The sequence below is a fragment of the Arthrobacter dokdonellae genome (genome assembly GCF_003268655.1).
GTDB classification, from domain to species: domain Bacteria; phylum Actinomycetota; class Actinomycetes; order Actinomycetales; family Micrococcaceae; genus Specibacter; species Specibacter dokdonellae.
Genome location: NZ_CP029642.1, coordinates 505,344 through 529,411 on the forward strand (window position 1 = coordinate 505,344; position 24,068 = coordinate 529,411).

General features: G+C 62.7%; 22 protein-coding genes and 2 tRNA genes. 14 read left to right on the top strand and 10 right to left on the bottom strand.

The genetic code is table 11. The features are described 5' to 3' along the window. Positions 1 to 1,524 precede the first annotated feature (1,524 nt). From DMB86_RS02275 to rpmH, 8 genes are all read right to left on the bottom strand, one after another. The gene (locus DMB86_RS02275) at positions 1,525 to 2,541 is read right to left on the bottom strand and encodes a ParB/RepB/Spo0J family partition protein (RefSeq protein WP_113716375.1); all 1,017 of its coding nucleotides are present in this window, start codon (positions 2,539 to 2,541) and stop codon (positions 1,525 to 1,527) included. Between the two features lie 101 nt (positions 2,542 to 2,642). Then, a complete protein-coding gene (locus tag DMB86_RS02280; RefSeq protein ID WP_227878549.1) occupies positions 2,643 to 3,713 on the bottom strand; it encodes a ParA family protein in 1,071 nt (356 codons plus the stop codon). Positions 3,714 to 3,787: 74 nt separating this feature from the next. Next, positions 3,788 to 4,426: a 16S rRNA (guanine(527)-N(7))-methyltransferase RsmG gene (rsmG, locus tag DMB86_RS02285; protein WP_113716377.1), complete on the bottom strand. Its 639-nt coding sequence runs from the start codon at positions 4,424 to 4,426 to the stop codon at positions 3,788 to 3,790. Between the two features lie 84 nt (positions 4,427 to 4,510). Beyond that, the gene (locus DMB86_RS02290; RefSeq protein ID WP_113716378.1) at positions 4,511 to 5,041 is read right to left on the bottom strand and encodes a Jag family protein; all 531 of its coding nucleotides are present in this window, start codon (positions 5,039 to 5,041) and stop codon (positions 4,511 to 4,513) included. After that, positions 5,041 to 6,009, bottom strand: coding sequence for a membrane protein insertase YidC (gene yidC / locus DMB86_RS02295; protein WP_113716379.1), 969 nt, complete (start codon positions 6,007 to 6,009; stop codon positions 5,041 to 5,043). Before yidC ends, DMB86_RS02290 begins: the two co-directional genes overlap by 1 nt. 9 nt (positions 6,010 to 6,018) lie before the next feature. Beyond that, complete coding sequence (yidD, locus tag DMB86_RS02300) at positions 6,019 to 6,429, bottom strand: membrane protein insertion efficiency factor YidD (protein WP_113716380.1); 411 nt, start codon at positions 6,427 to 6,429, stop codon at positions 6,019 to 6,021. Between the two features lie 59 nt (positions 6,430 to 6,488). After that, positions 6,489 to 6,836: a ribonuclease P protein component gene (rnpA, locus tag DMB86_RS02305; protein WP_418202317.1), complete on the bottom strand. Its 348-nt coding sequence runs from the start codon at positions 6,834 to 6,836 to the stop codon at positions 6,489 to 6,491. Positions 6,837 to 6,913: 77 nt separating this feature from the next. Further along, positions 6,914 to 7,051: a 50S ribosomal protein L34 gene (gene rpmH, locus DMB86_RS02310; RefSeq protein ID WP_113716382.1), complete on the bottom strand. Its 138-nt coding sequence runs from the start codon at positions 7,049 to 7,051 to the stop codon at positions 6,914 to 6,916. Positions 7,052 to 7,614: 563 nt separating this feature from the next. Here rpmH and dnaA point away from each other — a divergent pair. From dnaA to DMB86_RS02365, 12 genes are all read left to right on the top strand, one after another. After that, the gene (dnaA, locus tag DMB86_RS02315; RefSeq protein WP_113716383.1) at positions 7,615 to 9,096 is read left to right on the top strand and encodes a chromosomal replication initiator protein DnaA; all 1,482 of its coding nucleotides are present in this window, start codon (positions 7,615 to 7,617) and stop codon (positions 9,094 to 9,096) included. Between the two features lie 469 nt (positions 9,097 to 9,565). Continuing rightward, positions 9,566 to 10,690, top strand: a complete 1,125-nt coding sequence (gene dnaN, locus DMB86_RS02320; protein ID WP_113716384.1) for a DNA polymerase III subunit beta — start codon at positions 9,566 to 9,568, stop codon at positions 10,688 to 10,690. Positions 10,691 to 10,737: 47 nt separating this feature from the next. Continuing rightward, positions 10,738 to 11,625, top strand: a complete 888-nt coding sequence (gnd, locus tag DMB86_RS02325; protein WP_113716385.1) for a phosphogluconate dehydrogenase (NAD(+)-dependent, decarboxylating) — start codon at positions 10,738 to 10,740, stop codon at positions 11,623 to 11,625. A gap of 23 nt (positions 11,626 to 11,648) precedes the next feature. Further along, complete coding sequence (recF, locus tag DMB86_RS02330; protein ID WP_113716386.1) at positions 11,649 to 12,917, top strand: DNA replication/repair protein RecF; 1,269 nt, start codon at positions 11,649 to 11,651, stop codon at positions 12,915 to 12,917. Continuing rightward, the gene (locus tag DMB86_RS02335; RefSeq protein ID WP_113716387.1) at positions 12,907 to 13,500 is read left to right on the top strand and encodes a DciA family protein; all 594 of its coding nucleotides are present in this window, start codon (positions 12,907 to 12,909) and stop codon (positions 13,498 to 13,500) included. The genes recF and DMB86_RS02335 overlap by 11 nt, the downstream gene beginning before the upstream one ends. 291 nt (positions 13,501 to 13,791) lie before the next feature. After that, the gene (gyrB, locus tag DMB86_RS02340) at positions 13,792 to 15,942 is read left to right on the top strand and encodes a DNA topoisomerase (ATP-hydrolyzing) subunit B (RefSeq protein ID WP_113716388.1); all 2,151 of its coding nucleotides are present in this window, start codon (positions 13,792 to 13,794) and stop codon (positions 15,940 to 15,942) included. A 76-nt stretch (positions 15,943 to 16,018) separates the two neighbouring features. Beyond that, entirely contained in the window at positions 16,019 to 18,715 is a 2,697-nt protein-coding gene (gene gyrA, locus DMB86_RS02345) for a DNA gyrase subunit A (RefSeq protein ID WP_113716389.1), read from the top strand. Beyond that, on the top strand, positions 18,712 to 19,269 hold the full coding sequence (locus DMB86_RS02350) for a DUF3566 domain-containing protein (RefSeq protein ID WP_113716390.1): 558 nt from the start codon (positions 18,712 to 18,714) through the stop codon (positions 19,267 to 19,269). The genes gyrA and DMB86_RS02350 overlap by 4 nt, the downstream gene beginning before the upstream one ends. Positions 19,270 to 19,381: 112 nt before the next feature. Next, positions 19,382 to 19,455 (top strand) — tRNA-Ile (locus DMB86_RS02355). Positions 19,456 to 19,508: 53 nt separating this feature from the next. Further along, a complete protein-coding gene (locus tag DMB86_RS20830) occupies positions 19,509 to 19,613 on the top strand; it encodes a DLW-39 family protein (RefSeq protein WP_227878551.1) in 105 nt (34 codons plus the stop codon). Between the two features lie 21 nt (positions 19,614 to 19,634). Beyond that, positions 19,635 to 19,710 (top strand) — tRNA-Ala (locus DMB86_RS02360). Positions 19,711 to 19,808: 98 nt separating this feature from the next. Continuing rightward, positions 19,809 to 20,678, top strand: coding sequence for a DMT family transporter (locus DMB86_RS02365; protein WP_113716391.1), 870 nt, complete (start codon positions 19,809 to 19,811; stop codon positions 20,676 to 20,678). A 70-nt stretch (positions 20,679 to 20,748) separates the two neighbouring features. On the opposite strand, the gene DMB86_RS02370 is transcribed toward DMB86_RS02365, so the two are convergent. Further along, a complete protein-coding gene (locus tag DMB86_RS02370) occupies positions 20,749 to 21,660 on the bottom strand; it encodes a hypothetical protein (RefSeq protein WP_113716392.1) in 912 nt (303 codons plus the stop codon). Positions 21,661 to 21,801: 141 nt separating this feature from the next. Between DMB86_RS02370 and DMB86_RS02375 the strand changes: the two genes are divergently transcribed. Together DMB86_RS02375 and DMB86_RS02380 are read left to right on the top strand one after the other, a co-directional pair. Then, positions 21,802 to 22,344, top strand: coding sequence for a peptidylprolyl isomerase (locus DMB86_RS02375; RefSeq protein ID WP_113716393.1), 543 nt, complete (start codon positions 21,802 to 21,804; stop codon positions 22,342 to 22,344). A gap of 114 nt (positions 22,345 to 22,458) precedes the next feature. Next, positions 22,459 to 23,319, top strand: a complete 861-nt coding sequence (locus tag DMB86_RS02380) for a rhomboid family intramembrane serine protease (RefSeq protein ID WP_113716394.1) — start codon at positions 22,459 to 22,461, stop codon at positions 23,317 to 23,319. A gap of 48 nt (positions 23,320 to 23,367) precedes the next feature. On the opposite strand, the gene DMB86_RS02385 is transcribed toward DMB86_RS02380, so the two are convergent. Further along, a complete protein-coding gene (locus DMB86_RS02385; protein ID WP_113719276.1) occupies positions 23,368 to 23,922 on the bottom strand; it encodes a flavin reductase family protein in 555 nt (184 codons plus the stop codon). Positions 23,923 to 24,068 lie beyond the last annotated feature (146 nt).

Below are 24,068 nucleotides of genomic sequence, written 5' to 3' on the forward strand. Positions count from 1 at the left end.
ATAGTGAACGGTGCAGTTTCACGTGAAACAGGACTCGTCCAAACGCTGCCGCCAGTTCGCGTGCGACCCATGACCAAGAATCGCTGAGTCCACGACGGACCGTCGCTCGGAAAGCAATCCCGCAATTCTCCCGACACAGCCAGCGTAAATGCGTCACCGCTGCCCGTTCCCTGACCGGTCGATCACCGCTCATGGAACTACCGATGTGCCCTTGCGCCGCGCCAGCTACCTCCGAGAGACGTTCGTCTATCGAGCCGCTTCATTGGATAAACGGCAACCCCCAGCGCTGCCGGATTCGCGTCGTTGTCAACAGGGCTCGTAAACGGGTCGGTATCGACTCTTGGCCCTGCCGCGGAGGTCGGCCAGCCATAGGCGTGTCGGCGCGCAGGCCATCAGGTTCCGCGGGATGAACAGTCGATTTCAGGGTGCCACCATTCGGCCCTGCCGTCTGGGGCAGTGTATACGGGCAATACCAGTGGCACCCACATGTACCAGTAGCTCCTATTGACCGAGCAACGTCCTAGTCGGGTCCCGCCGTCGCGCATGGGACAGTGCTGGTCGAGAATGTGATCCGCGAACAGCACGCGTCTCCCCCTTAGACCGCTTCGACGGAGGCTTTCCAGGAGCCTGTACGCGGGCGCCTGATGGCCTTCCGGGGCACCAGTGTGCGACCGGGCCGCCCGAGGAATTTGAACCGCTCACGCGCTCATACGCCGCGCGTCGTCTAACCGAACGAGCCGCCATGCGGACCCATCCAATCCGATCGGGCCATATCAGATACTCTGCACAGATGGTCATGTCCTCCGTGCACCGGCCGGTCTGGGCACCCGCAGGGAGGTGTCACGTGAAACACGGAAGGCTCATGCTCGAGAAGGGAAGAGTCGTCGAGCGCGCGCTTCTCGCGGGGGCCCCGATGAGGGCGCACGCAGGGCCGTCGCCGACCAGTGTGACCGGGCGGGTTTGTCGTAGTGTGCGTCCAGACCCAGCCGATGCGTGCCGACGTTGAAGCCGCACCCGTCTCTCGTGGTCTTGCTTTTAGGCCCTCATGAAGCGGGTGCCGGCTCGCCGTCCGCGGAGCTTTTGTGTTTTCGATCGGCCTTTTGGCCGTCTGTTCCGGCACCAGCATGGGATATCGCGAACCCGCAGGAGGCCCCAAATATCGTTGTCGTCCCTGGCGCCGCCCGGAAGGGTCCCTCCATGACCCGGTCCAAGCAGCGAGCACCATGGACAGCATACGGGTTATCAACGCAGCCCCAATTTTGCCTCAGGTCCGGTCGGGGGCTATGGGTGTGGCGCCGCTTTCTCGTCGCTTGCCTCGTCCTCGAATCCGGGGAAATCCCGGTCCAATACCGAAAAATGACATCCTCGGGCCTCAACTGGGAGCCAGTAGCGGGACGTGCGGGTTTGTCCGGGGGCGCAGTCATCACCCGCGCAGAAGTCCTGAGGATCAATCCTGGCGAACGCCGTTCAAATGCGATGCGGCAGTGTTTCACGTGAAACACCGCCGCATCGCCTGTGCCCAAGCTAGTTCGAGGTCGGCGCCAAAACGTCCATGATCCTGTTCAGGTCCTCGACTGAGGCAAACTCAATACTGACTTTTCCCTTTCGAGCGCCGAGGGAAATCTTGACATTGGTATCAAGACGGTCGGACAGTGAGCTGGCAAGAAAGTCCAGACGCTCATGGCGCGGGCTAGGCTTCGTCAAGCGCGCCTTGTGGTCCTGGGCCGGCGCTTGATACAACTGAACTGCCTCTTCGGTGGCACGAACCGACATTCCCTCGGCAACAATCTTCTGCGCGAGCTGCTCCATTACCTCCGCGCCCGGCAATGACAAAAGGGCCCGGGCGTGGCCAGCTGACAGGACACCGGCCGCCACACGTCGCTGCACGATGGGCGGGAGCTTCAACAACCGCAAGGTGTTGGACACCTGCGGTCGCGACCTGCCAATCCTGTCGGCGAGCTGCTCATGTGTGGTGCCAAAGTCTTCCAGCAACTGTTGGTATGCTGCCGCTTCTTCCAAAGGATTGAGCTGACTGCGGTGCAGGTTTTCAAGGAGAGCGTCTCGCAACAGGTTGTCGTCAGTGGTTTCCCTGACGATTACCGGTATGGTGTCAAGCCCCGCCGCTTGCGATGCGCGCCAGCGGCGTTCACCCATGACCAGTTCATAGGGCTGGTCCCCGGTTTCGGGCGACTTGCGCACCACAATCGGCTGCAGGATGCCGATTTCCCTGACGGAATGGACCAATTCGGCCATTTCATCTTCATCGAACACCGTTCGTGGCTGTTTCCGGTTCGGGTGGATCTTCCCCACTGGGAGCTCCATGAAATGCGCGCCCGGCACTTCCACGAGCTCCGGCTCAGGCGCCGGTGCAGCTTCACGCTTGGTGACCCGTGTGGCGGGAGGCATCTTCCTCTCCTTGGGTTCCGGGAAGAACAGGTCCACGGGGCGGCTGGGTAAGGAGGAAGAACCGGATTCGTCCTGGGCCGAGTTGGGAATCAAGGCTCCTAAGCCGCGACCAAGCCCTCTACGCTTGTCGGTCATCGATTATTCCTCCATAGAACGAGCCCAGTCTGTTGCGGGCCTAGTGAATTGCACATTAAACCGGGGGACTCACTGTTTCATCTTGTTCTCCCAGCAGAAGTCTAGCGCTCGGCGATCTCCGCCGCCGCTTCCAGGTACGACAACGCGCCGGTGGACGACGGATCATAGGTCATGACGGTCTGCTGGTAGCTCGGAGCCTCGGAAATCCTAACCGATCGAGGAATAAGCGCCTTGAGCACCTGATTGGGGAAGTGTTCCCGCACATCAGCTGCCACGTGCGCCGCCAGGTTTGTCCGTCCGTCATACATGGTGAGGAGGATCGTGGAAACGACCAAATCGGAATTAAGATGCTTTTGGATCATTTCGATGTTTTTCAACAGTTGGCTCAGCCCCTCAAGCGCGTAGTACTCGCACTGGATGGGGATCATCACTTCGTTGGCGGCGCAAAAAGCATTAACGGTGAGCAGACCCAAGCTCGGAGGGCAGTCGATAAAGACGAAATCGAGGCGTTGTTCGCCGTTTTCGTCGCGGAACTTTACATATTCGTCGATGGCACGGCGCAGGCGCTGCTCACGCGCGACGAGGGAGACTAGCTCAATTTCCGCCCCCGCCAGGTGGATGGTTGCAGGCGCACAGTACAGGTTGTCGATGTCGGGACACGCCGCTACTACATCGGCAAGCGTGAAGTCATTGATCAGCACATCGTAAATGCTGTCAATGTCTGCATGGTGGGGCACGCCCAGGGCCGTAGACGCGTTGCCCTGGGGGTCGATGTCAATGACGAGGACGTGCAGGCCGGCCGATGCCAAGGCGGCCGCGATGTTTACCGTGGTCGTAGTTTTTCCCACGCCGCCCTTTTGATTGGCCACGGTAAGAATGCGGGTCCGCTGAGGACGGGGAAGCGCCCGTCCAAGCAACCGTTCGCGCCGCTTCGTCTCACTGACCAGTTGACTGGCAATGGGGCTGCTGTCGTCGAAATCGTCCCCGAGCGACGATGGCCCCCTCTGGGGGGATGTTTCACGTGAAACACGGACAACTTTCTTTTTATCAACTGAATTAAGTTGATTTGAAGATCGCAATCCGGTGGCCATGCCGCCCGTTATGTCAGACCGTGCCGACCCCAGCGACATAAAGGGTGGTATCCGTTGCGAAGCTGCTTCGCTGCTCGTCACGCTGACACTCTCACTTTCATTTGGCTGGGTTTGCCCGTCACTAGCCTATCCGTTCCACCGTGGCGCACGGTGGATCAGCGGCGTTGCACCTTCACTCGTACCACCGTGGTGGGCTCGGACAGTATCCCTGCACCGGCCGTCAACACTTCGGTTTGAATGCCGCCAAGCTTCTTGATCGTCTTGGCCGCCTTGCTGATCTCTTCTTCTGCGCTGCGTCCCTTGATTGCCAGCAGCTCACCGGCGCCTCCCAGCAGCGGAATGGTCAACGGCGCCAGAGTGTTCAGTGCCGAAACCGCCCTGGCCGTCACGACATCGCACTCCACTTTTTCGACCGCCTGCTCGGCCCTGGCCCGGATGATCTCCACATTGTCCAGTCCAAGGTCCATGACCACTTCCTCCAGCCAGACCACCCTGCGCTCCAGAGGTTCGATCAGGGTCAGGTAGAGGTCCGGCCGGGCGATGGCCAGGCAGAGGCCGGGAAGACCCGCACCGCTACCCACATCGGCGACCCTAGCGCCGTCGTCAATCAACTCCGCGACAACCGCGCAGTTGAGTACGTGACGGCTCCACAGCCGTGGAACTTCGCGCGGACCGATCAGCCCGCGCTCAATGCCGGATGTGGCAAGGTGTTCCACGTAGCGTTTGGCCAGGTCCAGCCGGTCCCCAAAAATCTGCTCGGCGGCAATGGCTTCTTCAGCGGTTAGATCTGCCATAACGGTGGTCCCCTCGCAAGCGGTCCCGTCCGCTTGCCCGGGGGCAGGGGAACGGGACCAACCCAGTTGAATTACGTTTGTTCTTTATTGCCCGGCCGTAACAACAATGTGGCGGTTCGCGCCTTCGCCCTCGGATGCCGACTCCATCCCCAGCTCTGCAATGGCGTCGTGGACGATCTTCCGTTCGTAGGGCCCCATCGGTTCCAGTGCCACTGAATTGCGCCCAGCCTTGATCTGTTCCGCGGCGTCGTTCGCCGTCCGCATCAGCTCGGCATTGCGGCGTTCCCTGTATCCGGCGATGTCCAGCACCAGGCGGGAACGGCTTCCTGTGGCGGACAGGACGCTCAAACGGGTCAGTTCCTGAAGTGCGTCCAGCACTTCCCCCTCGCGCCCGACCAAATCCGTCAGCGCATCCGATTCCTGGTCCGAAATGATGGAGATGTACGTGCGGCCGTCGCGGACTTCAATGTCAATGTCGCCATCAATGTCCGCGATGTCGAGAAGCTCTTCCAAGTAATCCGCAGCGATGTCGCCCTCTTCTTCGAGGCGGCTCACTCCAACTTCACCATCGTGTGCAGGCGTTTCTTCGGCGACAATTTCAGTTTCAGCAGGCATTACTTCTTCTTCCTGTTCTTCCGTTGTGGTTGGCTGCGCTGTCCCTTGGGCTCAGGAACATCTTCAACTTCAACTTCGGCGGCCACGGCCTTCTTTGAGGCACCCAATAGCGGCAGGCCCTTGGCCTCACGGCGCTTCTGGTATTCCTTGTAGGCAGGTGAGCCGGGAGTGGGCATGCGGCGGATCACGAAGAACTGCTGACCCATGGTCCAAATGTTGGTGGTGGTCCAGTAAATCAGCACGCCGATGGGAAAGTTCACGCCGCCAATGCCGAAGACCAGCGGCAGGACGTACAGCATCATCTTCTGCTGCTTCATGAACGGTCCCTGCATGGCCTCTTCGGACATGTTCTTCGTCATGATCTGCTTCTGCGTGATGAACTGCGAGGCAATCATCGCAATGATCATGATCAGCGACAGCACCACAACGGCGACCTTGAGGTCTCCTCCCTGCAACTGCGGCAGGAAGGCCGCGGAAAGCGGAGCCCCAAAGATGCTGGCGTGGTCAAACTGCGCCACCTGCTGCGGGTTCATCGCGCCAATGCTGACGCCGTTCGATGCGGCCTTGGACACTCCGGAAAGGACCCGGAACAGGGAGAAGAAGAACGGCATCTGGATCAACATGGGCAGGCAGGCGGAGAACGGGTTGGTGCCGTGCTCTTTGTAGAGAGCCATTTGTTCCTGCGCCATGGCCTGGCGTGAGAGCTGGTCGGTCTTGCCCTTGTACTTTGCCTGCAGCTTCTTCATGTCCGGCTGCAGCGCCTGCATTCCGCGCTGGGCCTTGATCTGCTTGACGAAGACAGGGATCAGGGCGCCCCGGATCACCAGCACCAGGCCGATGATGGAAAGTGTCCAGGTGACGCCGGATGCGGCAGGCAGCCCGAGGAATGTCAGGCCGTCATGGAACAGCACCATGATCATGGACACGAGCCATTCGAAGGGCGTCAGAATCGTCTGGAGGAAATCCATATTTCTTTTCTATTCTCCTGAAGCCGCATGGCGGCTTTGTGTCTCCGCTTGAACCGCCAGAAAATAATCCGGGTGGTTCAGTTGGACAATGAGGGGGACCGAGGACGGATCATCCCAGCGGGCATGAGCCGGGGATGGCACCGGGTCAATGCCGCCGGCATTCCAGGGATGGCACCGCACGATGCGGCCGGCTGCATACCAACTGCCCTTGACGGCGCCATGGACGGTTATTGCCTCAAGCGCGTAAGCCGAACATGATGGAAAAAACCGGCACACCTGCCCATAAGCGGGTGAGATGAGGCGCCGGTAGGTTTTAAGGATGGCCATCAAGATGTTGCGGGGAACATGCCACAAGAACCTGCCGACAAGGGCAGATTGGTACAACGCGCGACGTTCAAGCCCGGCTTGGGTCACAGACATGTTCTCCTTCAATCCTTCAGGCCCTGTCCACTGCGGAAGTTGCGTCTGTCCCGCCGGCGTCAACCGGCGGTTCCACTGGCTGACGCCGAAAGCCCGGATTCAACCTTGGAAAATGCCCTTTGGTAATCATTGACAAGTTCACCCCACGAGGCGGCTGCTGATGCGGGCAGAGCCCTCACCACAACGTTGATCCCGTATGGATGGCGGCGAACAGTGTCAACCGCTATTTCCCGTAGTCTCCTTTTAACGAGATTCCGGGTCACAGCGTTCCCAATTGCCTTTGAAACGATGAACCCGATCTGGCTGGGTTCCTCGGACAAAGTGGACACCACATATAACACTACGTTCCGGCGTCCGTTGCGGACGCCGGAACGTACAGTATGTGAGAAGGCAGCGGATGTCCGCATTCTGTTTCTGGTGGCCAGCACCCTGCGCTCTACCGCTGCTTCCCTAGGGCCTGACGGATCGCCAGGCAGTTATTGGTCTATGCCGACAGCTCGGCGCGGCCCTTGCCACGGCGTGCGGCCAGGATGGCGCGGCCGGCACGGGTGCGCATGCGAAGGCGGAAGCCGTGCTTCTTGGCACGACGGCGGTTGTTCGGCTGAAAAGTCCGCTTGCTCACGGTAGTTACTCCAAGACAATCAAAGATGCGCCTTGCCCGAAGCTAAGTAAGGGAAAGAACAGGCCGACGCTAAGTATATGGATGCCCGCCTTTGTCTCCTTCTTCAAGGAGTCGCGCAAAAGCGCAAAGCAGACACATGGGACTTCACAACGTTAGGTCATGGCGGTCCCGCTAGTCAAACGGTGACCCTGGCCAACGTGCTGCTTCCGGGCCGTCCCCGCTGCGCCTCACCGGGAGCCGGATGTTGGCCTGTGTACGGCTCCGTGGATAACCCGTGGACAAACTGTGAGGACGCCAGTCGCCGGCGACCCGTCGTGTGACATTTATCCACAACCCCATTCCCTCGCTATCTTCTGCTCTTTTGATCACCTAGGCTAGCCCGTGACGGAGTTATCCACGGCTGTGAATAACTCTGTGGATGACGCAGTCAGAGGGTCTTCCTGGCAGCCGGGCCCAAGCGGGGCCGTGTAAGGGAAATCACGCGGCAAAATGCGTAAATACGAAAATCCGGCGGCACGACCGTCTGGCAGTAAAGGTGGAACACACAATGGGCGGAACGGTCAATGAGCACTGAGGAAATCAATGACGTTGGAAGTTCGTGGCGCCGGGTTATCCGAATTCTTGAACAGGATGACCGCGTGTCACCGCGTCAGCGTGGCTTCGTCGTTCTCACCCAACCGCAAGGACTCATCGGAAATACGCTTCTGGTGGCCGTCCCCAACGAGCTGACCCGCGAAGTCCTTCAGACCCAGTTGAGCAAAACACTCGTTGACGCGCTGCGGCAGGTCTTCCCTGAAGAAATAAGCTGCGCCTTCAGTGTCAACGCGGACCTGGTGCCTCCTGCCAAGGAGGAGGAAGCCGCCCCCGCCGATGACCCGGTCCGGACCGCCCGCCCGGAACGCGCCGAACGGACCGAGCGCATCGACCGAAGCGAGCGCATCGAGCGAACCCACGGCAGTGATAGCGCCTCCAAGCCGTCCCCGATGCTTCCGAGCACCTCCCATGAATTTGGGCGCCTCAACCCCAAGTACATCTTTGACTCCTTTGTGATTGGTGCGTCCAACCGCTTCGCCCATGCTGCGGCCGTGGCCGTGGCGGAGGCACCTGCCAAGGCCTACAACCCGCTGTTCATCTACGGGGACTCCGGGCTGGGCAAGACCCACCTTCTCCACGCCATCGGCCATTACGCCCGCCGCCTTTACACCGGAATTCGTGTCCGTTATGTCAACTCCGAGGAGTTCACCAACGATTTCATCAACTCGATCCGCGACGATGAAGGAGCAAGCTTCAAGCAGCTCTACCGCAATGTGGACATCCTGTTGATTGACGACATCCAATTCCTGGCCAACAAGGACGCCACCCAGGAAGAGTTTTTCCATACCTTCAACGCCCTTCACAACCACAACAAGCAGGTGGTCATCACCTCCGACCTTCCGCCCAAGCGATTGCAAGGCTTTGAGGAGCGCATGCGCTCACGGTTTGAGTGGGGCCTGCTCACCGACGTCCAGCCGCCGGAGCTGGAGACCCGCATCGCCATTTTGCGTAAAAAAGCCATCGGCGAAGGCCTGTCCGCGCCCGACGACGCCCTGGAGTACATCGCGTCCAAGATCTCGACGAACATCCGTGAGCTTGAAGGTGCCTTGATCCGGGTGACGGCCTTCGCGAGCCTCAACCGCCAGCCCGTGGATGTGGGGCTGGCCGAAATGGTGCTGAAGGACCTCATCACCGACGACGGCGCCCAGGAAATCACGTCCACCGCGATCCTGGGTCAGACGGCCGCCTACTTCAACATCTCCATGGAAGAGCTGTGCAGCAAATCGCGGACCAGGACCCTGGTGACGGCCCGGCAGATCGCCATGTACCTGTGCCGTGAACTGACGGACATGTCCCTGCCCAAGATCGGCCAGGAGTTCGGCGGTCGCGACCACACGACGGTGATTCACGCGGACCGCAAGATCCGCGAACTCATGGCGGAGCGACGGGCAATCTACAACCAGGTCACCGAGCTCACCAACAAGATCAAGCAGCAGCAGCGCGAGGGCTGAGGTCCGCGAAGCGGCGAAAAAAATGTCACTCATTAACAGCTGTGGATAAGCCTGTGGAAACTTAAGTGCACAACCGCACTTTACTTGCGGACAACCACCCCCTCGCCTGTGGATCCCATAGTTGGCGCGGAAAGTTCTCCACCGTTCCCCACAGCGGCAAGCGGGCCAGCCCCACATCTTGTGCACAGGGCAGATCTCGGCGGTACCGCGTCCCAGCGAGGTTACCCACAGTATCCACAGGACTTATTACCACTACGAATCCCAAGAATTCTTCGTTTCAAACAACATTTTCATTTCCACCACGGACCCACCGATCCGGCCCATCGTCGATGTCAGCCTCGGCTGGTCAAAGGGCTAAGCTGTCTGCAAGCATGTAATTCCAAGCGCCGACCTCGATGCCCATTCAAGTCCCGGGGAACGCCACACCGGCACCACACACTTTTTGCTCGATGAAAGGCGGCACCCTTCCGTGAAGTTCCGAGTCGAACGGGATGTTCTGACTGAAGCAGTCAGCTGGGCCGCACGTTCCCTGTCGCCCCGGCCCCCTGTTCCGGTGTTGTCGGGGCTCCTGCTCAAGGCCGAGGCCGGTACCTTAAGCCTGGCCAGCTTTGACTATGAGATTTCGGCCCGCTTGGAGATCGCCGCCGACATCGCGGAGGAAGGCACCATCCTGGTTTCCGGCCGCCTGCTCGCAGACATCTGCCGCAGCCTGCCCTCCGCTCCGGTCGAGGTCGAAACCGACGGCTCAAAGGTCACACTGACGTGCCGCAGCAGCCGATTCCATCTGTCAACCATGCCGGTCAACGATTATCCAGAACTGCCGGCGCTCCCCGAACTCAGCGGAACGGTCGACGGCGAAGCCTTCGCCCAGGCTGTATCCCAGGTGATCATCGCTTCAAGCAAGGACGACACCCTTCCCATCCTGACCGGCGTCAAGATGGAAATTGAAGGGGACCTGATCACGCTCCTGGCCACCGACCGCTACCGGCTCGCATTGCGGGAGGTCCGCTGGAACCCGACGACGCCGGGAATCTCCACGGGCGCCCTGGTCAAGGCCAAGACACTGAGCGAGGTCGCCAAAACACTCGGCGGCGCAGGCAACATCAACATCGCGCTTTCGGACAACAGCGAATTGATCGGCTTTGAAAGCGGCGGCCGCCGCACCACGTCGCTGCTCGTAGACGGCGACTATCCCAAGATCCGATCGCTGTTTCCGGAGAACACCCCCATCCACGCGACCGTGGAAACCACTGCCCTGGCCGAGGCGGTCAGGCGTGTGTCCCTTGTTGCGGAACGCAACACCCCGGTCCGTCTGATCTTCACCGACGGCCAGTTGACCCTGGACGCCGGAACCGGCGAGGACGCCCAGGCTTCGGAAAACCTTGAAGCGGCGTTGTCCGGGGACGACATCACGGTCGCCTTTAACCCGCACTACCTCAGCGAAGGCCTCAACGCGTTCGACAGCAAGTACGTCCGCTTCTCCTTTACCTCGGCGCCCAAGCCGGCCATGCTCACGGCCCAGGACGATCTCGACGGTGAAAACAGCGACGACTACCGCTACCTGGTCATGCCCGTCAGGCTGCCGAACCAGTAAGGCCTGCCCTTCCGCCCAGCGCCACCCAACCAGAAAAGAGAAACGCCGTGCACGTCGGACTTGTCGGACTTGGAAAAATGGGCTTCAACATGCGCGCCCGGTTGCGAGAGGCGGGAATCGAGGTCACCGGCTACGACCGCAATCCGGACGTCACCGACGTTGCGGATCTCGCGGGCCTGGTTGCGGCAGTTGAGGCACCGCGACTCATCTGGGTGATGGTGCCTTCCGGCGACATCACGGATTCGGTCATCACGGAACTTGCCCAGCACATGGAAGCCGGCGACCTGATTGTCGACGGCGGCAACTCCCGCTTCACCGAGGACCAGCGCCACCACACCCAGCTGGGTGAAAAAAACATTGGGTTCATGGACGTTGGCGTGTCCGGCGGCGTCTGGGGACTGAAAAACGGTTATGGCCTCATGGCCGGCGGATCCGCCCACCATGTGGAGTGGGCCCTGCCCATCCTGGATGCACTGCGCCCCGAGGGCGACCGCGCGGACAGCTTCGTCCATGTGGGCGACGTCGGCGCGGGCCACTACGCGAAAATGGTGCACAACGGCATTGAATATGGCCTGATGCAGGCCTACGCCGAAGGCTATGAGCTGCTGTCCAAGAAGGAAATCATCAAGGACCTTCCCGGAACGTTCCGTGCGTGGCAGAAGGGAACTGTGGTCCGTTCCTGGCTGCTGGACCTGATGGTCAAGGCGCTGGACGAGGATCCGGGCCTGGAGACCATCGACGACTACGTGGAGGACTCCGGCGAGGGACGGTGGACCGTGGAGGAGGCCATCGCCAACGCAGTGCCGGCGCCGGCCATCACGGCCGCCCTTTTTGCCCGCTTCTCCTCACGCGAGGACAATTCCCCCGCCATGAAGATGGTCTCGGCCCTCCGCCACCAGTTTGGCGGCCACGCCACCAAGCCGTCGGGTTCCTGAAGAAGCCAGGCTAAGCAGTACCCGTGTATCTTGAGCATCTTTCCCTGACGGATTTCCGCAGCTACGCACAGGTGGACCTGGAGCTTTCACCCGGGGTGACCGTCCTGGTGGGTTCCAACGGGCTCGGCAAGACCAACCTGGTCGAGGCCATCGGCTACCTCTCCAGCCTGTCCTCACACCGGGTCAGCTCCGACGCCCCGCTCCTGCGCTTCGGCACCGAGCAGGCGCTGATCAGGGGACGGCTGGTCAGGGGGGCCCAAAAGGTCACCGTCGAAGTGGAAATCAATGGCAGCCGGGCAAACCGCGCACGCATCAACCGTGCCAATCCCATCCGTTCGCGGGACGTCCTGGGCCTGTGCCGCAGCGTACTGTTCGCCCCGGAAGACCTGGCCCTGGTCAAGGGGGACCCGGCCAGCCGGCGCCGTTTCCTGGACGACCTGCTGGTAGTTTTGATGCCCAGGCACGCCGCCACCCGCCAGGAGTATGACAAGGTCCTCAAACAGCGCAACGCCCTCTTGAAGTCCGCACGCTCGGCCCGTTTCTCCCGCGGCGGCGTCACCGAGGGCCACCTGTCCACCCTGGACGTGTGGGATGCCCACCTGGCTGCCGCGGCCGCGAACCTCCTGGCCGCCCGGCTTGACCTGGTGGAGCGGCTCCGCCCGCACATGGCCGAGGCCTACGCGCAATTGACCGACGGATCCAAGCTGTTGCGCGGCCTGTACCGCAGCAGCCTGGACCCGGCCGGAGAGGCGGCAGGCCAGGACGACGCCGGAACCCCCGACGCCGGCGGCCTCCCCCGTGCCACTTCCGCCAGTGAGGCGGAGGACCTGTCGCTGTGTACCGTGGAGGAGCTCACCGCACTTTATGTTAAGGCGCTGGCTGACTCGCGGCCCCGCGAACTGGAACGCGGCATGTCCCTGGTGGGTCCGCACCGCGACGAACTGGAATTGCTTTTGGGACAGGCACCTGCCCGCGGCTACGCGTCCCATGGGGAATCCTGGTCCGTGGCGCTGGCGATGCGCCTGGCGTCCTACTATGTCTTGGACGAGGATTCGCACATTCCCGACAACCAGCCCATCCTGATCCTCGACGACGTGTTTGCCGAACTGGATGTCCAGCGCCGTCGCAAGCTTGCCGCCATGGTGGGCGGCGCGGAACAGGTATTGGTGACGGCCGCCGTCGCCGGTGACATCCCGGCGGAACTGGCCGGCGCCCACGTCCAGGTCATTCCCGGCGGCATCCTCCCCGGCACCGCCAATCCTGAAGGGGAAGCGGCGCACGATGGCGCCTGACGACGCGTCCAAAAGCCGCGGCAGCGATGATGCCACCGGACGGACCAGCCGGCTGCAGGCCCAGGCGTCGGATCACGCCACCGAGGTGGATGCCGCCCAGGCCGCACTGAACCGGATGCGCACCATCGCCAAAAGCCGGGGTGAACTGCGCATACCGCGCAGCCGGCTGGGCGCAAAGCCGGTGCCGAAAGCCAAGCGCGCTGCATTCCTGGATTCCCTGGACGGCGGCCGGGACCCGCAGGGGCTGGGCAGGGTGGTCAGCCGGCTGGTGTCGGACCGCGGCTGGACTTCGCCGCTGGCCGTGGGATCGGTCATGGCCCAATGGGACACGCTCGTCGGCGCGGACATCGCGGCCCACTGCCAGCCGGAGAGTTTCGAAGTCACCACCCTTCACGTCCGCTGCGACTCCACCAGCTGGGCCACGCAGCTCAGGCTCCTGTCGTCGTCGCTCCTGGCCAAGTTTGACGCCGAACTCGGCGCCGGCGTCGTCACCAAGATCCTTGTCCTGGGACCGGCGGCCCCCAGCTGGCGCAAGGGCTACCGCAACGTCAAGGGACGCGGCCCCCGCGACACGTACGGATAGCGGATGGCAGGCCGGAAGGGTGGACCGGCGCGGAATTGCCAGCGTCGCTGCAGGGCGTTTAGAACCCCCCGGGGCGTATATCCCCTCATCGGCAGCCACATCATTCGATTCCAGGGCGCATATCTTGCGTCTCAGGGCACGTTTGTCACCGCGTGGGCCCCGCCGCAAGGTAGAATTATAGGCAGGACCGCCTCTCGACGGCGCCACGACCGCTTTTGTGGCGCCCCTTGGGGCGGTAATGACGAGCCTTCCCAAGGTTGATGTGGTGCACGGACCGGCCGTAACCGTGCCATGCCTTGCGGCGGCAATCCAGCGAACTATCTAAAGGGGTCGAACGCGCCTGTGACTGAAAACAATCCGGAGAACCCGGGCACCGCAACGAATGCGCTCGTGGAAGACACCGCCGCTGCGGGTCCCGTTGAGGCCCAGGCGTCCCCGGACAACAACAAGCCCCATTACGATGCCAGCGACATTACGGTGCTCGAAGGACTGGAAGCCGTCCGCAAGCGCCCCGGCATGTACATCGGGTCCACGGGCCTGCGCGGGCTGCACCACCTGGTCTATGAAGTGGTGGACAACTCCGTCGACGAGGCGCTGGCAGGATACTGCGACCACATTGAAATTACGCTGACCGCCGACGGCGGCGTCCGCGTCGTCGACAACGGCCGCGGCATTCCCGTCGACATCCACCCCACCGAACACAAGCCCACTGTTGAAGTGGTCATGACCATCCTGCACGCCGGCGGCAAGTTTGGCGGCAGCGGCTATGCCGTGTCCGGCGGCCTGCACGGGGTGGGCATCTCCGTGGTGAACGCCCTCTCCCGCCGGGTGGAGACGGAAATTCGGCGCAAGGGCCACGTCTGGCGCATGAGCTTCGCGGACGGCGGGAAGCCGCAGGGCACGCTGGTGAAGGGTGAGGCCACCACCGAAACCGGAACCACGCAGACCTTCTATCCGGACCCCGAGATCTTTGAATCCGTCGAGTTTGACTTTGAAACCCTGCGCGCCCGCTTCCAACAGATGGCCTTCCTGAACAAGGGACTTCAGATCACGCTGACGGACGAGCGCGTTGACGAGGAAGCCGGCGACGACCCGGACCTGGACGCCATTCCCGAGGGCAAGGACGTTGCCACCGGCAGGCGTGAAGTCGTGTACAGGTACGTTGACGGACTGCTTGACTACGTCAAGTACCTGAACTCCTCAAAGAAGTACGAGCCCGTGCACGAGGACGTCATCGCCTTTGAAACGGAGGACGCGGCCCGCCACATGGCCGTTGAACTGGCCCTGCAATGGACCACCTCCTTTTCCGAAAGCGTCCACACCTACGCCAACACCATCAACACCCACGAAGGCGGAACACACGAGGAGGGCTTCCGTGCCGCCATGACCTCCTTGATCAACCGCTATGCGCGGGAAAAGAGCATCATCAAGGAAAAGGACGACAACCTCACGGGCGACGACATTCGTGAAGGCCTCACCGCCGTCATCTCCGTCAAGCTCTCCGAACCCCAGTTTGAGGGACAGACCAAGACGAAGCTTGGCAACTCCGAGGTCAAGGGATTTGTCCAGCGCGTGGTCACGGACGGGCTTGGCGACTGGCTCGAACGCAATCCAGGCCCGTCGCGCGACATCATCCGCAAGGCCATCCAGGCATCGCAGGCCCGAATGGCCGCGCGCAAGGCGCGCGAAAACACCCGCCGCAAGGGACTGTTGGAATCCGGCGGCATGCCCGGCAAGCTCAAGGACTGCCAGTCCAAGGATCCGGCGCTGTCCGAGATCTACATTGTGGAGGGCGACTCCGCCGGCGGCTCGGCGGTCCGCGGCCGGAACCCAACCACGCAGGCCATCCTGCCGCTGCGCGGAAAGATCCTCAACGTGGAGCGCGCACGCCTTGACCGGGCCTTGGGCAATGCCGAGGTCCAGGCCATGATCACGGCATTTGGCGCCGGCATCGGGGAGGACTTCGACGTCGACAAGGCCCGCTACCACAAGATTGTGCTGATGGCCGATGCCGATGTCGACGGCCAGCACATCACCACCCTGCTGCTGACCCTCCTTTTCCGTTACATGCGTCCCTTGATCGAAAGCGGTTACGTGTATCTGGCCCAGCCGCCGCTGTACCGGATCAAATGGTCAAACGCCCCGCACGACTACGTGTTCAGCGACAAGGAACGCGACGCGGCATTGGCGGCGGGCGCCGCAGCCGGACGCCGCATCCCCAAGGACAACGGCATCCAGCGTTACAAGGGCCTCGGCGAGATGGACTACTCGGAACTGTGGGACACCACCATGGATCCGGCCCACCGGACCCTGCTCCAGGTCACCATGGACGACGCCGCCGAGGCGGACCAGACGTTCTCCACCCTGATGGGCGAGGACGTGGAATCCCGGCGGAACTTCATTCAACAGAACGCCAAGGACGTCCGGTTCCTCGATATATAACCTGATGGGGACGCGGATGTTCCCGCACGCGAATATAACGAACCGGACATATATTTGGAATGGAATATAAAAGATTATGAGTGACGAAACTCCCGAAAATCCCGGCATGGGAAGCGCCGACGGCTCCTCGGATGTTGTCCTGACGGGCGACGTCATGCACGACAAGGTTGAGCAGATCGACCTGCAGGATGAGATGAAGCGGTCCTACCTGGACTACGCCATGGCCGTCATCGTGGGCCGCGCCCTTCCGGACGTCCGGGACGGCCTCAAGCCGGTCCACCGCCGCGTGCTCTACGCCATGTTCGACGGCGGCTACCGTCCGGAGCGCTCGTTCAACAAGTGCGCCCGCGTGGTGGGCGAGGTCATGGGCCAGTACCACCCCCATGGCGACTCGGCCATCTACGATGCCCTGGTGCGCCTGATCCAGGACTGGACCATGCGCTACCCGCTGGCCCTGGGACAGGGAAACTTCGGCTCGCCAGGCAACGACGGCGCGGCGGCGCCCCGATACACGGAAACCAAGATGGCCCCGCTGGCCATGGAGATGGTCCGGGACATCGACGAGGAAACCGTCGACTTCCAGGACAACTACGACGGCAAGAACCAGGAGCCGACCATCCTGCCGTCGCGTTTCCCGAACCTGCTGGTCAACGGCTCCTCCGGCATCGCCGTGGGCATGGCCACCAACATCCCCCCGCACAACCTGCGCGAAGTGGCCGACGGCGTCCAGTGGTTCCTGGCCAATCCCACGGTCAGCCGCGAGGAACTCCTCGAGGCGTTGATCGCGCGGATCAAGGGCCCGGACTTCCCCACAGGCGCCCAGATCCTCGGGCGCAAGGGCATCGAGGACGCCTACCGCACGGGGCGCGGTTCCATCACGATGCGCGCCGTGGTCAATGTTGAGGAAATCCAGGGACGCACGTGCCTGGTCGTCACGGAGCTGCCCTACCAGGCCAACCCGGACAACCTGGCCATCAAGATCGCCGAACTGGTCAAGGACGGGAAGATCGCCGGCATTGCCGACCTCCGCGACGAGACATCCGGACGCACGGGCCAGCGCCTCGTCGTCGTGCTTAAACGCGACGCCGTAGCCAAAGTGGTGCTGAACAACCTCTACAAGCACACACAGCTGCAGGAAAACTTCAGCGCCAACATGCTCGCCATTGTTGACGGCGTGCCGCGCACGCTGCCGCTGGACGCATTCATCCGGCATTGGGTGACGCACCAGATGGACGTCATCATTCGCCGCACCCGGTTCCGCCTGCGCAAGGCGGAAGAGGAAGCACACATCCAGCGCGCGCTGCTGAAGGCCCTTGACGCGCTCGACGAGGTCATCGCGCTCATCCGCCGCTCCTCCACATCCGAGGAAGCGCGCGACGGACTGATGGCGCTTCTGGAGATTGACGAGATCCAGGCCAAGGCCATCCTGGACATGCAGCTGCGCAAGCTCGCGGCCCTGGAGCACCAGAAGATCCAGGACCGGGCCGATGTGCTGGAAACCATGATCACCGAGTTCAACAGGATCCTGGCCGACCCCGAAGTCCAGCGAGGCATCGTCAGCGACGAGCTGGCCGACATCACCGCACGCTACGGGGACGAGCGCCGCACGGAAATCATGATGGGCTACGACCCCAACATGAGCATGGAAGACCTCATCCCCGAAGAGGAGATGGTGGTCACCATCACCCGCGGCGGCTACGTCAAGCGCACGCGCAGCGACAACTACCGCACGCAACACCGCGGCGGCAAGGGCGTCAAGGGCGCCCAACTGCGCGGCGACGACGTCGTCGAGCACTTCTTTGTGACGACCACGCACCACTGGCTGCTCTTCTTCACCAACCTCGGCCGTGTGTACCGTGCCAAGGCGTACGAGCTCGCCGAGGCGGGCCGCGATGCCAAGGGCCAGCACGTGGCCAACCTGCTGGCGTTCCAGCCGGAGGAGAAGATCGCCCAGGTCATGGAGCTGAGGGACTACCAGCAGTCCCCGTACCTGGTGCTGGCCACCCGGAACGGGCTGGTCAAGAAGACCCGCCTGGAGGACTACGACACCAACCGTTCGGCGGGCGTCATCGCCATCAACCTGCGTGACGACGACGAACTGGTCTCGGCGCAGCTGGTCTCTGAAACGGATGACCTCCTGCTGGTTTCACGCAAGGGACAATCCATCAGGTTCACGGCCACCGACGACGCCCTGCGGCCCATGGGCCGGGCGACCTCCGGCGTCACGGGGATGAAGTTCCGCGACCGGGACGAGCTGCTGGCGGCCAACGTGGTCACGGACGAGTCCTACGTGTTCATTGTCACCGAGGGCGGCTATGCCAAGCGGACGGCCGTGGAGGAATACCGCCTTCAGGGCCGCGGCGGGCTGGGCATCAAGGTCGCCAAGCTTGTCGAGGACCGCGGCGATTTGGTCGGCGCCTTGATTGTGCAGGAAGACGACGAGGTCCTGGTGGTCATGAGCGGCGGCAAGGTGGTCCGCTCCAACGTCTCCGAGGTCCCTGCCAAGGGCCGGGACACCATGGGCGTCATCTTTGCCAAGCCGGACAAGAACGACAGGATCATCGAGGTGGCCCGCAACAGCGAACGCGGACTCGACGAGGACGAAGACCTGGAGGAAGGCGAATCAGAAGGGGTTGCGGACGGCGATTCAGCCGGTATTTTGGAAGGCACCGTGGACGGTGGTTCGGTTTCCGAGGAGGCTTTTGAAGCAAACGCCCAGACTGATGAAGTACCGTTAAGCGACCATGACGCATCAAATGGAGGTACCGATTGAGCACGAATAACCCGAATCAGCGGCCAGGTACCGCCCCGAGGGTAAGTGCACCGGCCCGCCCTGCGCAGCGTCCCGGAACGGGCGGCGCCGCGAAATCAGCGCCCACGGCCACGAAGTCCGCACCTGTTGCCGCCAAGCGGCCGGCGCCTGCGCGGCCACCGCTGGTCAAGCCCACCCCCAAGGCCAAGGCCCGCAGGGCCCGCCTGCTGGTCAGCAAGGTCGAACCGTGGTCCGTCCTGAAAATGGCGTTTCTGCTCTCCGTGGCCCTGGGCATCATCACGGTGGTCGCGGCCATCGTGCTGTGGTCTGTCCTGGACGTGATTGGCCTCTTTGACAAGGTCAACTCCCTCATGACGGACATTCAGGGCTCTGAAGGCGGCACCGCGTTTAACCTGATGAAGTACGCTTCGCTCGGCCAGGTGGCTTCGTATTCAACGATCATTGCCGTTGTCAATGTGGTGCTTTTGACGGCACTGTCCATGCTGTCCGCGGTGCTTTACAACATCTCCGCCACACTGGTCGGCGGCATCGGCGTCACGCTGACCGACGACTGAAATCCGGCACCAATCCCTGCATCGGCGGTCCTGGCACGTGCCAGGACCGCCGATTTGGGACTTTGGGAATGTGTGGGGTAAAGTTTTGTCTCGGCCCGATGCGGGCCAGTGGGGGCGTATAGCTCAGGCGGTTAGAGCGCTTCGCTGATAACGAAGAGGTCCCAGGTTCAAGTCCTGGTACGCCCACGGAATCAACTCAGGTTCTTGCGTAAGGCAGGTGCGATGTGAAGAAGTTGCTCGTGATCGTGGCAGCTCTTGGCGCCGCAGCGTTGCTGAACAAGAAGTGGCAGCATTCCAAGGTTGCGAAAGCGACGTGGAGCAAGGCGACGGACACCGTCAACTAAGCTCCAAACGAACCACCCCATGGGGGCATGGCGCAATTGGTAGCGCACCTGCTTTGCAAGCAGGGGGTTCGGGGTTCGAGTCCCCGTGCCTCCACCATGAACAAACACCCTGGTCCCTGCGGCCGGGGTGTTTTTGTCTTAACGTCCGGGGCGGCCGGTACCGCGCACGGGCCCGTGATGCCCTACTGTTGAGACGTGATCCTGCTCCTGGCCGTCGTCGGCATCTTAGGCGTTTCGGCTTCGGGGCCGATCATGGCCGCGACGGCCGCGCCGGCGCTCACCATCGCCTTTTGGCGCAATGCCATCGGAGGCGTGGCCATGGGCACACCGGTGCTCCTGCGCAACCCCGGCACGCTTAAGAACCTCTCCCGGGCCGAACTGAAATGGTCGGGCCTTGCAGCCGTCGCGCTGGCCCTGCACTTTGCCTGCTTTGTGACTTCGGTCAAGCTGACAAGTGTTGCCGCCGCAACAGCCCTGGTGTGCCTGCAGGCGGCATGGATTGCGCTGTTCCAGTGGACGCGCGGGCACCGTCCCGCCCGGGCCCTTCTCCTCGGGCTGGGGATATCCCTCGCCGGGGTCGTGGCGATTACTGGTTTTGACGTGGGCGGGTCCGGCCGCGCGCTGACGGGCGACATCCTGGCACTCGCCGGGGGCGCGCTGGCCGCCGTCTACACTCTCGCGGGTTCGAAGGCCCGCAGGAGCATGTCCACCACCTTGTACACGGGACTGTGCTACTCCATCGCCGCCCTGCTCCTGCTGGTGATGTGTCTGGTGGCCCGGCAGCCCCTGATCCACCTTCCACCCGAAGCATGGTGGGGGATCCTTGCCGTGACTGTCGCCGCCCAGCTGCTGGGGCACACGATCTTCAACCACCTGCTCGCCACCATATCCCCCTTGGTGGTTTCCATGATGATTCTGCTTGAAATTCCCGGTGCCGCCCTGCTGGCCGGCTTCTTCCTTGGCGAGACGCTGCCGGCCGGCACCTACGCCGGGTTGGCGCTGATCATCGCCGGCCTGGCCGTGGTGGTTCTGCAGCAGGGGCGCAGCGGCCTCACAGGCAAGTAAAGGGGCCCGGCCGATTCGGTCCGGACCCCTATCACGCCGGCGCCCCGATGGGGACGCGACGATCGGTGCGCTACTTGTTGGGTGCCTTGGGCTTGGGAACGGCGTCCGTCGCCGCTTCCCCGGCCTGGTGCCTGCCGGCTTCCGGCGCGGGTTCCGAGGGGTTCTCCGAGACATCGGCGGGGGTCGAAGTATTCTGGGCAACGGCGTCGTCAGCGGGGACCGGGGCGGGCACCTCAGCGTCCCGGGCGGGCACAACCGCCGGGGCCAGAGGGGTGGCGGGGGACACGGCGACGGGAGTCTTCCACGGATCGGGCACCGGCTTGGACGCCTTCCACGCGGCGATGCCGGCCGCCGTTGCCGCGGCAAGAACACCGAGCACGATCCAGCCCTTCCCGCCCTTCCTCTGACTCTTCTTCAGTTCCGCGGCGGCGGCCTTGGCTGCCTTGGCGGCAGCCTTTTCAGCGTGCTTGATGGCTTTCCTGCTGCCGCCGAGTTTGGCAATCACCAGATCTACCTGCTCCGGAGACTTGGCGTTTTCCAAGATGGCACCCAAGGTATTGGCGGCGTCACCGAGCTTCTCGGAAAACTTGGGAATGTATTCGCCCACCACCTTGTCACGCGCTGCCGCGATGACGGGCGTGGCGTTGTCCAGCGCCTCGTGCATGCGCGGACCGGCCTCGTCCACCACCTCCGAAATCCTCGGGGCCAGCTTCTCCAGCCCTTCCTGAATCCTGGGTGTGACGGCAGCGACGCCGCCGGCCGTGTACTGGGCCGCCTTCCGAATGCCGTCCTGAACCTTGGGCGAGGCAGTCTCGATACCTTTCTCGATACGTGGGGCGGCCCAACCCCAAGCCGCCTCCACGCGCGGTGCCGTCCATTCGCGGGCACTCTCCACACGGGGCCCGGCCCAGTCCCGGGCGTTGTCCACACCGGCGTTCAGCGAGTCTTCCAGGCCATGGGTAAAGCGGTCCACTGTCTTCACGTTTCTCCTCCAGATGTCGTCCGTGTTCAGTTGTTAGCCTACGTCGGACGCCGTCCGCGTGCTATCCCTGCACAGTTCGCCCGGCGCGGAATGTGCCCGGGAGTTGGCAAAATTGCCAGTTTGGCGTGGCAGAATGACGCCATGACTGCTATCCCAACCGCAAAAGCAACCATCAGCACCAGCCTGGGCGACATCGTGGTGAACCTCTTCGGCAACCACGCCCCCAAGACTGTCAAGAACTTCGTTGGCCTCGCCACTGGGGAGATCGAGTGGACGCACCCCGCCACCAGCGCCAAGACCAACGATCCCTTGTATAACGGGACCATCTTCCACCGGATCATCAAGGACTTCATGATCCAGGGCGGCGATCCGCTGGGCCGCGGCGTGGGCGGACCCGGTTACCAGTTCGACGACGAAATCCACCCGGAGCTGAACTTCAACGAGCCGTACATGTTGGCGATGGCCAATGCCGGCGTCCAGGGCGGCCGCGGCACCAACGGTTCACAGTTCTTCATCACCACCATTCCCACCGGCTGGCTGCAGGGCAAGCACACCATCTTCGGTGAAGTGGTCGACGCCGACTCCAAGGCCGTCGTCGACGCCATTGAAGGCGTTGCCACGGGCCCCGGCGACAAGCCGCGCGAGGACGTTGTCATCAACTCCATCACGGTGGAAAACGTCTAAGCACGCCTGCAACATCCGGCCGCCGGCGGAGGGGATGGCTGAGCCCACACGGGCTCGACGATCGTCCACCGCCGGCGGCCACTGACATTTCGACCCCGTTTAAGGATCCCGTCCATGAGCATTCCGCAGCCGGGCGCAGGGGCACCTGCCAATGCACCTGTTTGTCCCCGCCACCCCGAGCGTGTCTCCTATGTGAGCTGCCAACGGTGTGGGAGGCCAACGTGCCCCGAATGCCAGCGCAGTGCCGCCGTCGGCGTCCAGTGCGTGGATTGCGTGCGGGAAACCGCCAGGACCATGCCCGCCCGCAGGACCATCTTTGGGGGCGCAGTGCGGGCCGGCCGCCCCGTGGCTACGCTGACCATGATGGCGATCTGTGTTGCGGCCTATGTCCTGGACCTGGTCATCCCGAACGGCTTTGTTTTCCAGACCTTCGCCTACGCGCCCTTTTTGACCGAAAGCGAACCCTGGCGCATGGTGACCTCGGCTTTCCTGCATTCGACGAACATCATGCACATCGGCTTCAACATGTACGCGCTGTGGATTTTGGGACAGGCCCTGGAACCGGCGTTCGGGCGGGCACGCTTCCTGGCCGTTTACATTATCAGCGCCCTGGCGGGTTCGGTCGGCGTGCTGTTGATGACCCCCGTCGACACAACCGTTGTGGGTGCGTCCGGAGCCATCTTTGGCCTGTTCGGTGCGCTCTTTGTGGTGCAGAGGAAGCGCGGCGGCGACCTGCGCTCGATCATTGTCCTGTTGGTCATCAATGCGGCCCTTGGCTTCATCATCCCCGGCATCGCCTGGCAGGCGCACCTTGGCGGCCTCATCGCCGGTGCGCTGTGCGCCGCGGTCATTGCCTACGCGCCGCGAAGGAACCGCGCCCTCGTCCAGTGGGGCGGCATGGCCGCCGTCGTGCTCCTCATGGTGGGCCTGACCTTGTACAAGGTGTCAACATTTCCGGCCTACGTCCTTTATTAAGGGGGCGCTCCGCCGCTGAAAGGCGCGCAAGCGAGCGCCGCGAGTTTCCTACTGCGCCTTGATGCTGCGGTAGTCCCCCGCATAGTGCAGCAGCGGCGACTTGCCTGAATGCCAGCCGGCGTCGCTGCCCATTGACACCACCTCCCCAACAACCAGCAGGTGGGTTGCCGCCTCGTGCACCACGGTGGTGGCGGCTTCAAAATAGGCCAGACCGCCTTCCAAGACGGCGCTGCCGGTCGCGGGTCCGCGCCGGAACGGCACCTGTGCCAGCAGGCCCTCGATGGGCGTGCCCGGGCTGGCAAGCCAGTTGGCCTGCCGCCGCTGGTCCGCGCTGAGAAGTGTCAGGGCCCAGCGCGCGGATGCCGCAACGGCCTGGGCAATCCTCGAGCCTTCATAGAGGCTCACCAGGATTGTCGGCGGGTCGTAGGAGACTGACAGATACGCACTCACCGTCGCGGCGTAATCGCGCCCCCTCCACACCGTACTGACAATCCCCACACCGGCAGCCTGTTCCGCGCTGAGACGGCGGTATTCGTCAATGTCCTCACGGGTGGGGGCCTGTGGGGAAAACTGCTGCGCATCGAGCGGGCTGGCGATTTCCATGTCTTCATCGTCCCACTGATCCACGCTTGTCCACAGGATTGTCCCCAACTGGGCATAACTTACAGAGTTGTAGTTCTAGAAATTCAATGTTCGTCGAACACGTTCTTGTCCACAGGGTTGTTCACAAGGGTCCTAAGTTACACACA

Excerpts from the sequence above, each read along its gene's own strand:
- DMB86_RS02275 (WP_113716375.1), bottom strand. The coding sequence starts at position 2,541 with ATGACCGACAAGCGTAGAGGGCTTGGTCGCGGCTTAGGAGCCTTGATT.
- rsmG (WP_113716377.1), bottom strand. The coding sequence starts at position 4,426 with ATGGCAGATCTAACCGCTGAAGAAGCCATTGCCGCCGAGCAGATTTTT.
- DMB86_RS02290 (WP_113716378.1), bottom strand. The coding sequence starts at position 5,041 with ATGCCTGCTGAAACTGAAATTGTCGCCGAAGAAACGCCTGCACACGAT.
- yidC (WP_113716379.1), bottom strand. The coding sequence starts at position 6,009 with ATGGATTTCCTCCAGACGATTCTGACGCCCTTCGAATGGCTCGTGTCC.
- yidD (WP_113716380.1), bottom strand. The coding sequence starts at position 6,429 with ATGTCTGTGACCCAAGCCGGGCTTGAACGTCGCGCGTTGTACCAATCT.
- rnpA (WP_418202317.1), bottom strand. The coding sequence starts at position 6,836 with ATGCGGACATCCGCTGCCTTCTCACATACTGTACGTTCCGGCGTCCGC.
- dnaA (WP_113716383.1), top strand. The coding sequence starts at position 7,615 with ATGAGCACTGAGGAAATCAATGACGTTGGAAGTTCGTGGCGCCGGGTT.
- DMB86_RS02335 (WP_113716387.1), top strand. The coding sequence starts at position 12,907 with ATGGCGCCTGACGACGCGTCCAAAAGCCGCGGCAGCGATGATGCCACC.
- gyrB (WP_113716388.1), top strand. The coding sequence starts at position 13,792 with ATGCCTTGCGGCGGCAATCCAGCGAACTATCTAAAGGGGTCGAACGCG.
- gyrA (WP_113716389.1), top strand. The coding sequence starts at position 16,019 with ATGAGTGACGAAACTCCCGAAAATCCCGGCATGGGAAGCGCCGACGGC.
- DMB86_RS02375 (WP_113716393.1), top strand. The coding sequence starts at position 21,802 with ATGACTGCTATCCCAACCGCAAAAGCAACCATCAGCACCAGCCTGGGC.
- DMB86_RS02380 (WP_113716394.1), top strand. The coding sequence starts at position 22,459 with ATGAGCATTCCGCAGCCGGGCGCAGGGGCACCTGCCAATGCACCTGTT.
- DMB86_RS02385 (WP_113719276.1), bottom strand. The coding sequence starts at position 23,922 with ATGGAAATCGCCAGCCCGCTCGATGCGCAGCAGTTTTCCCCACAGGCC.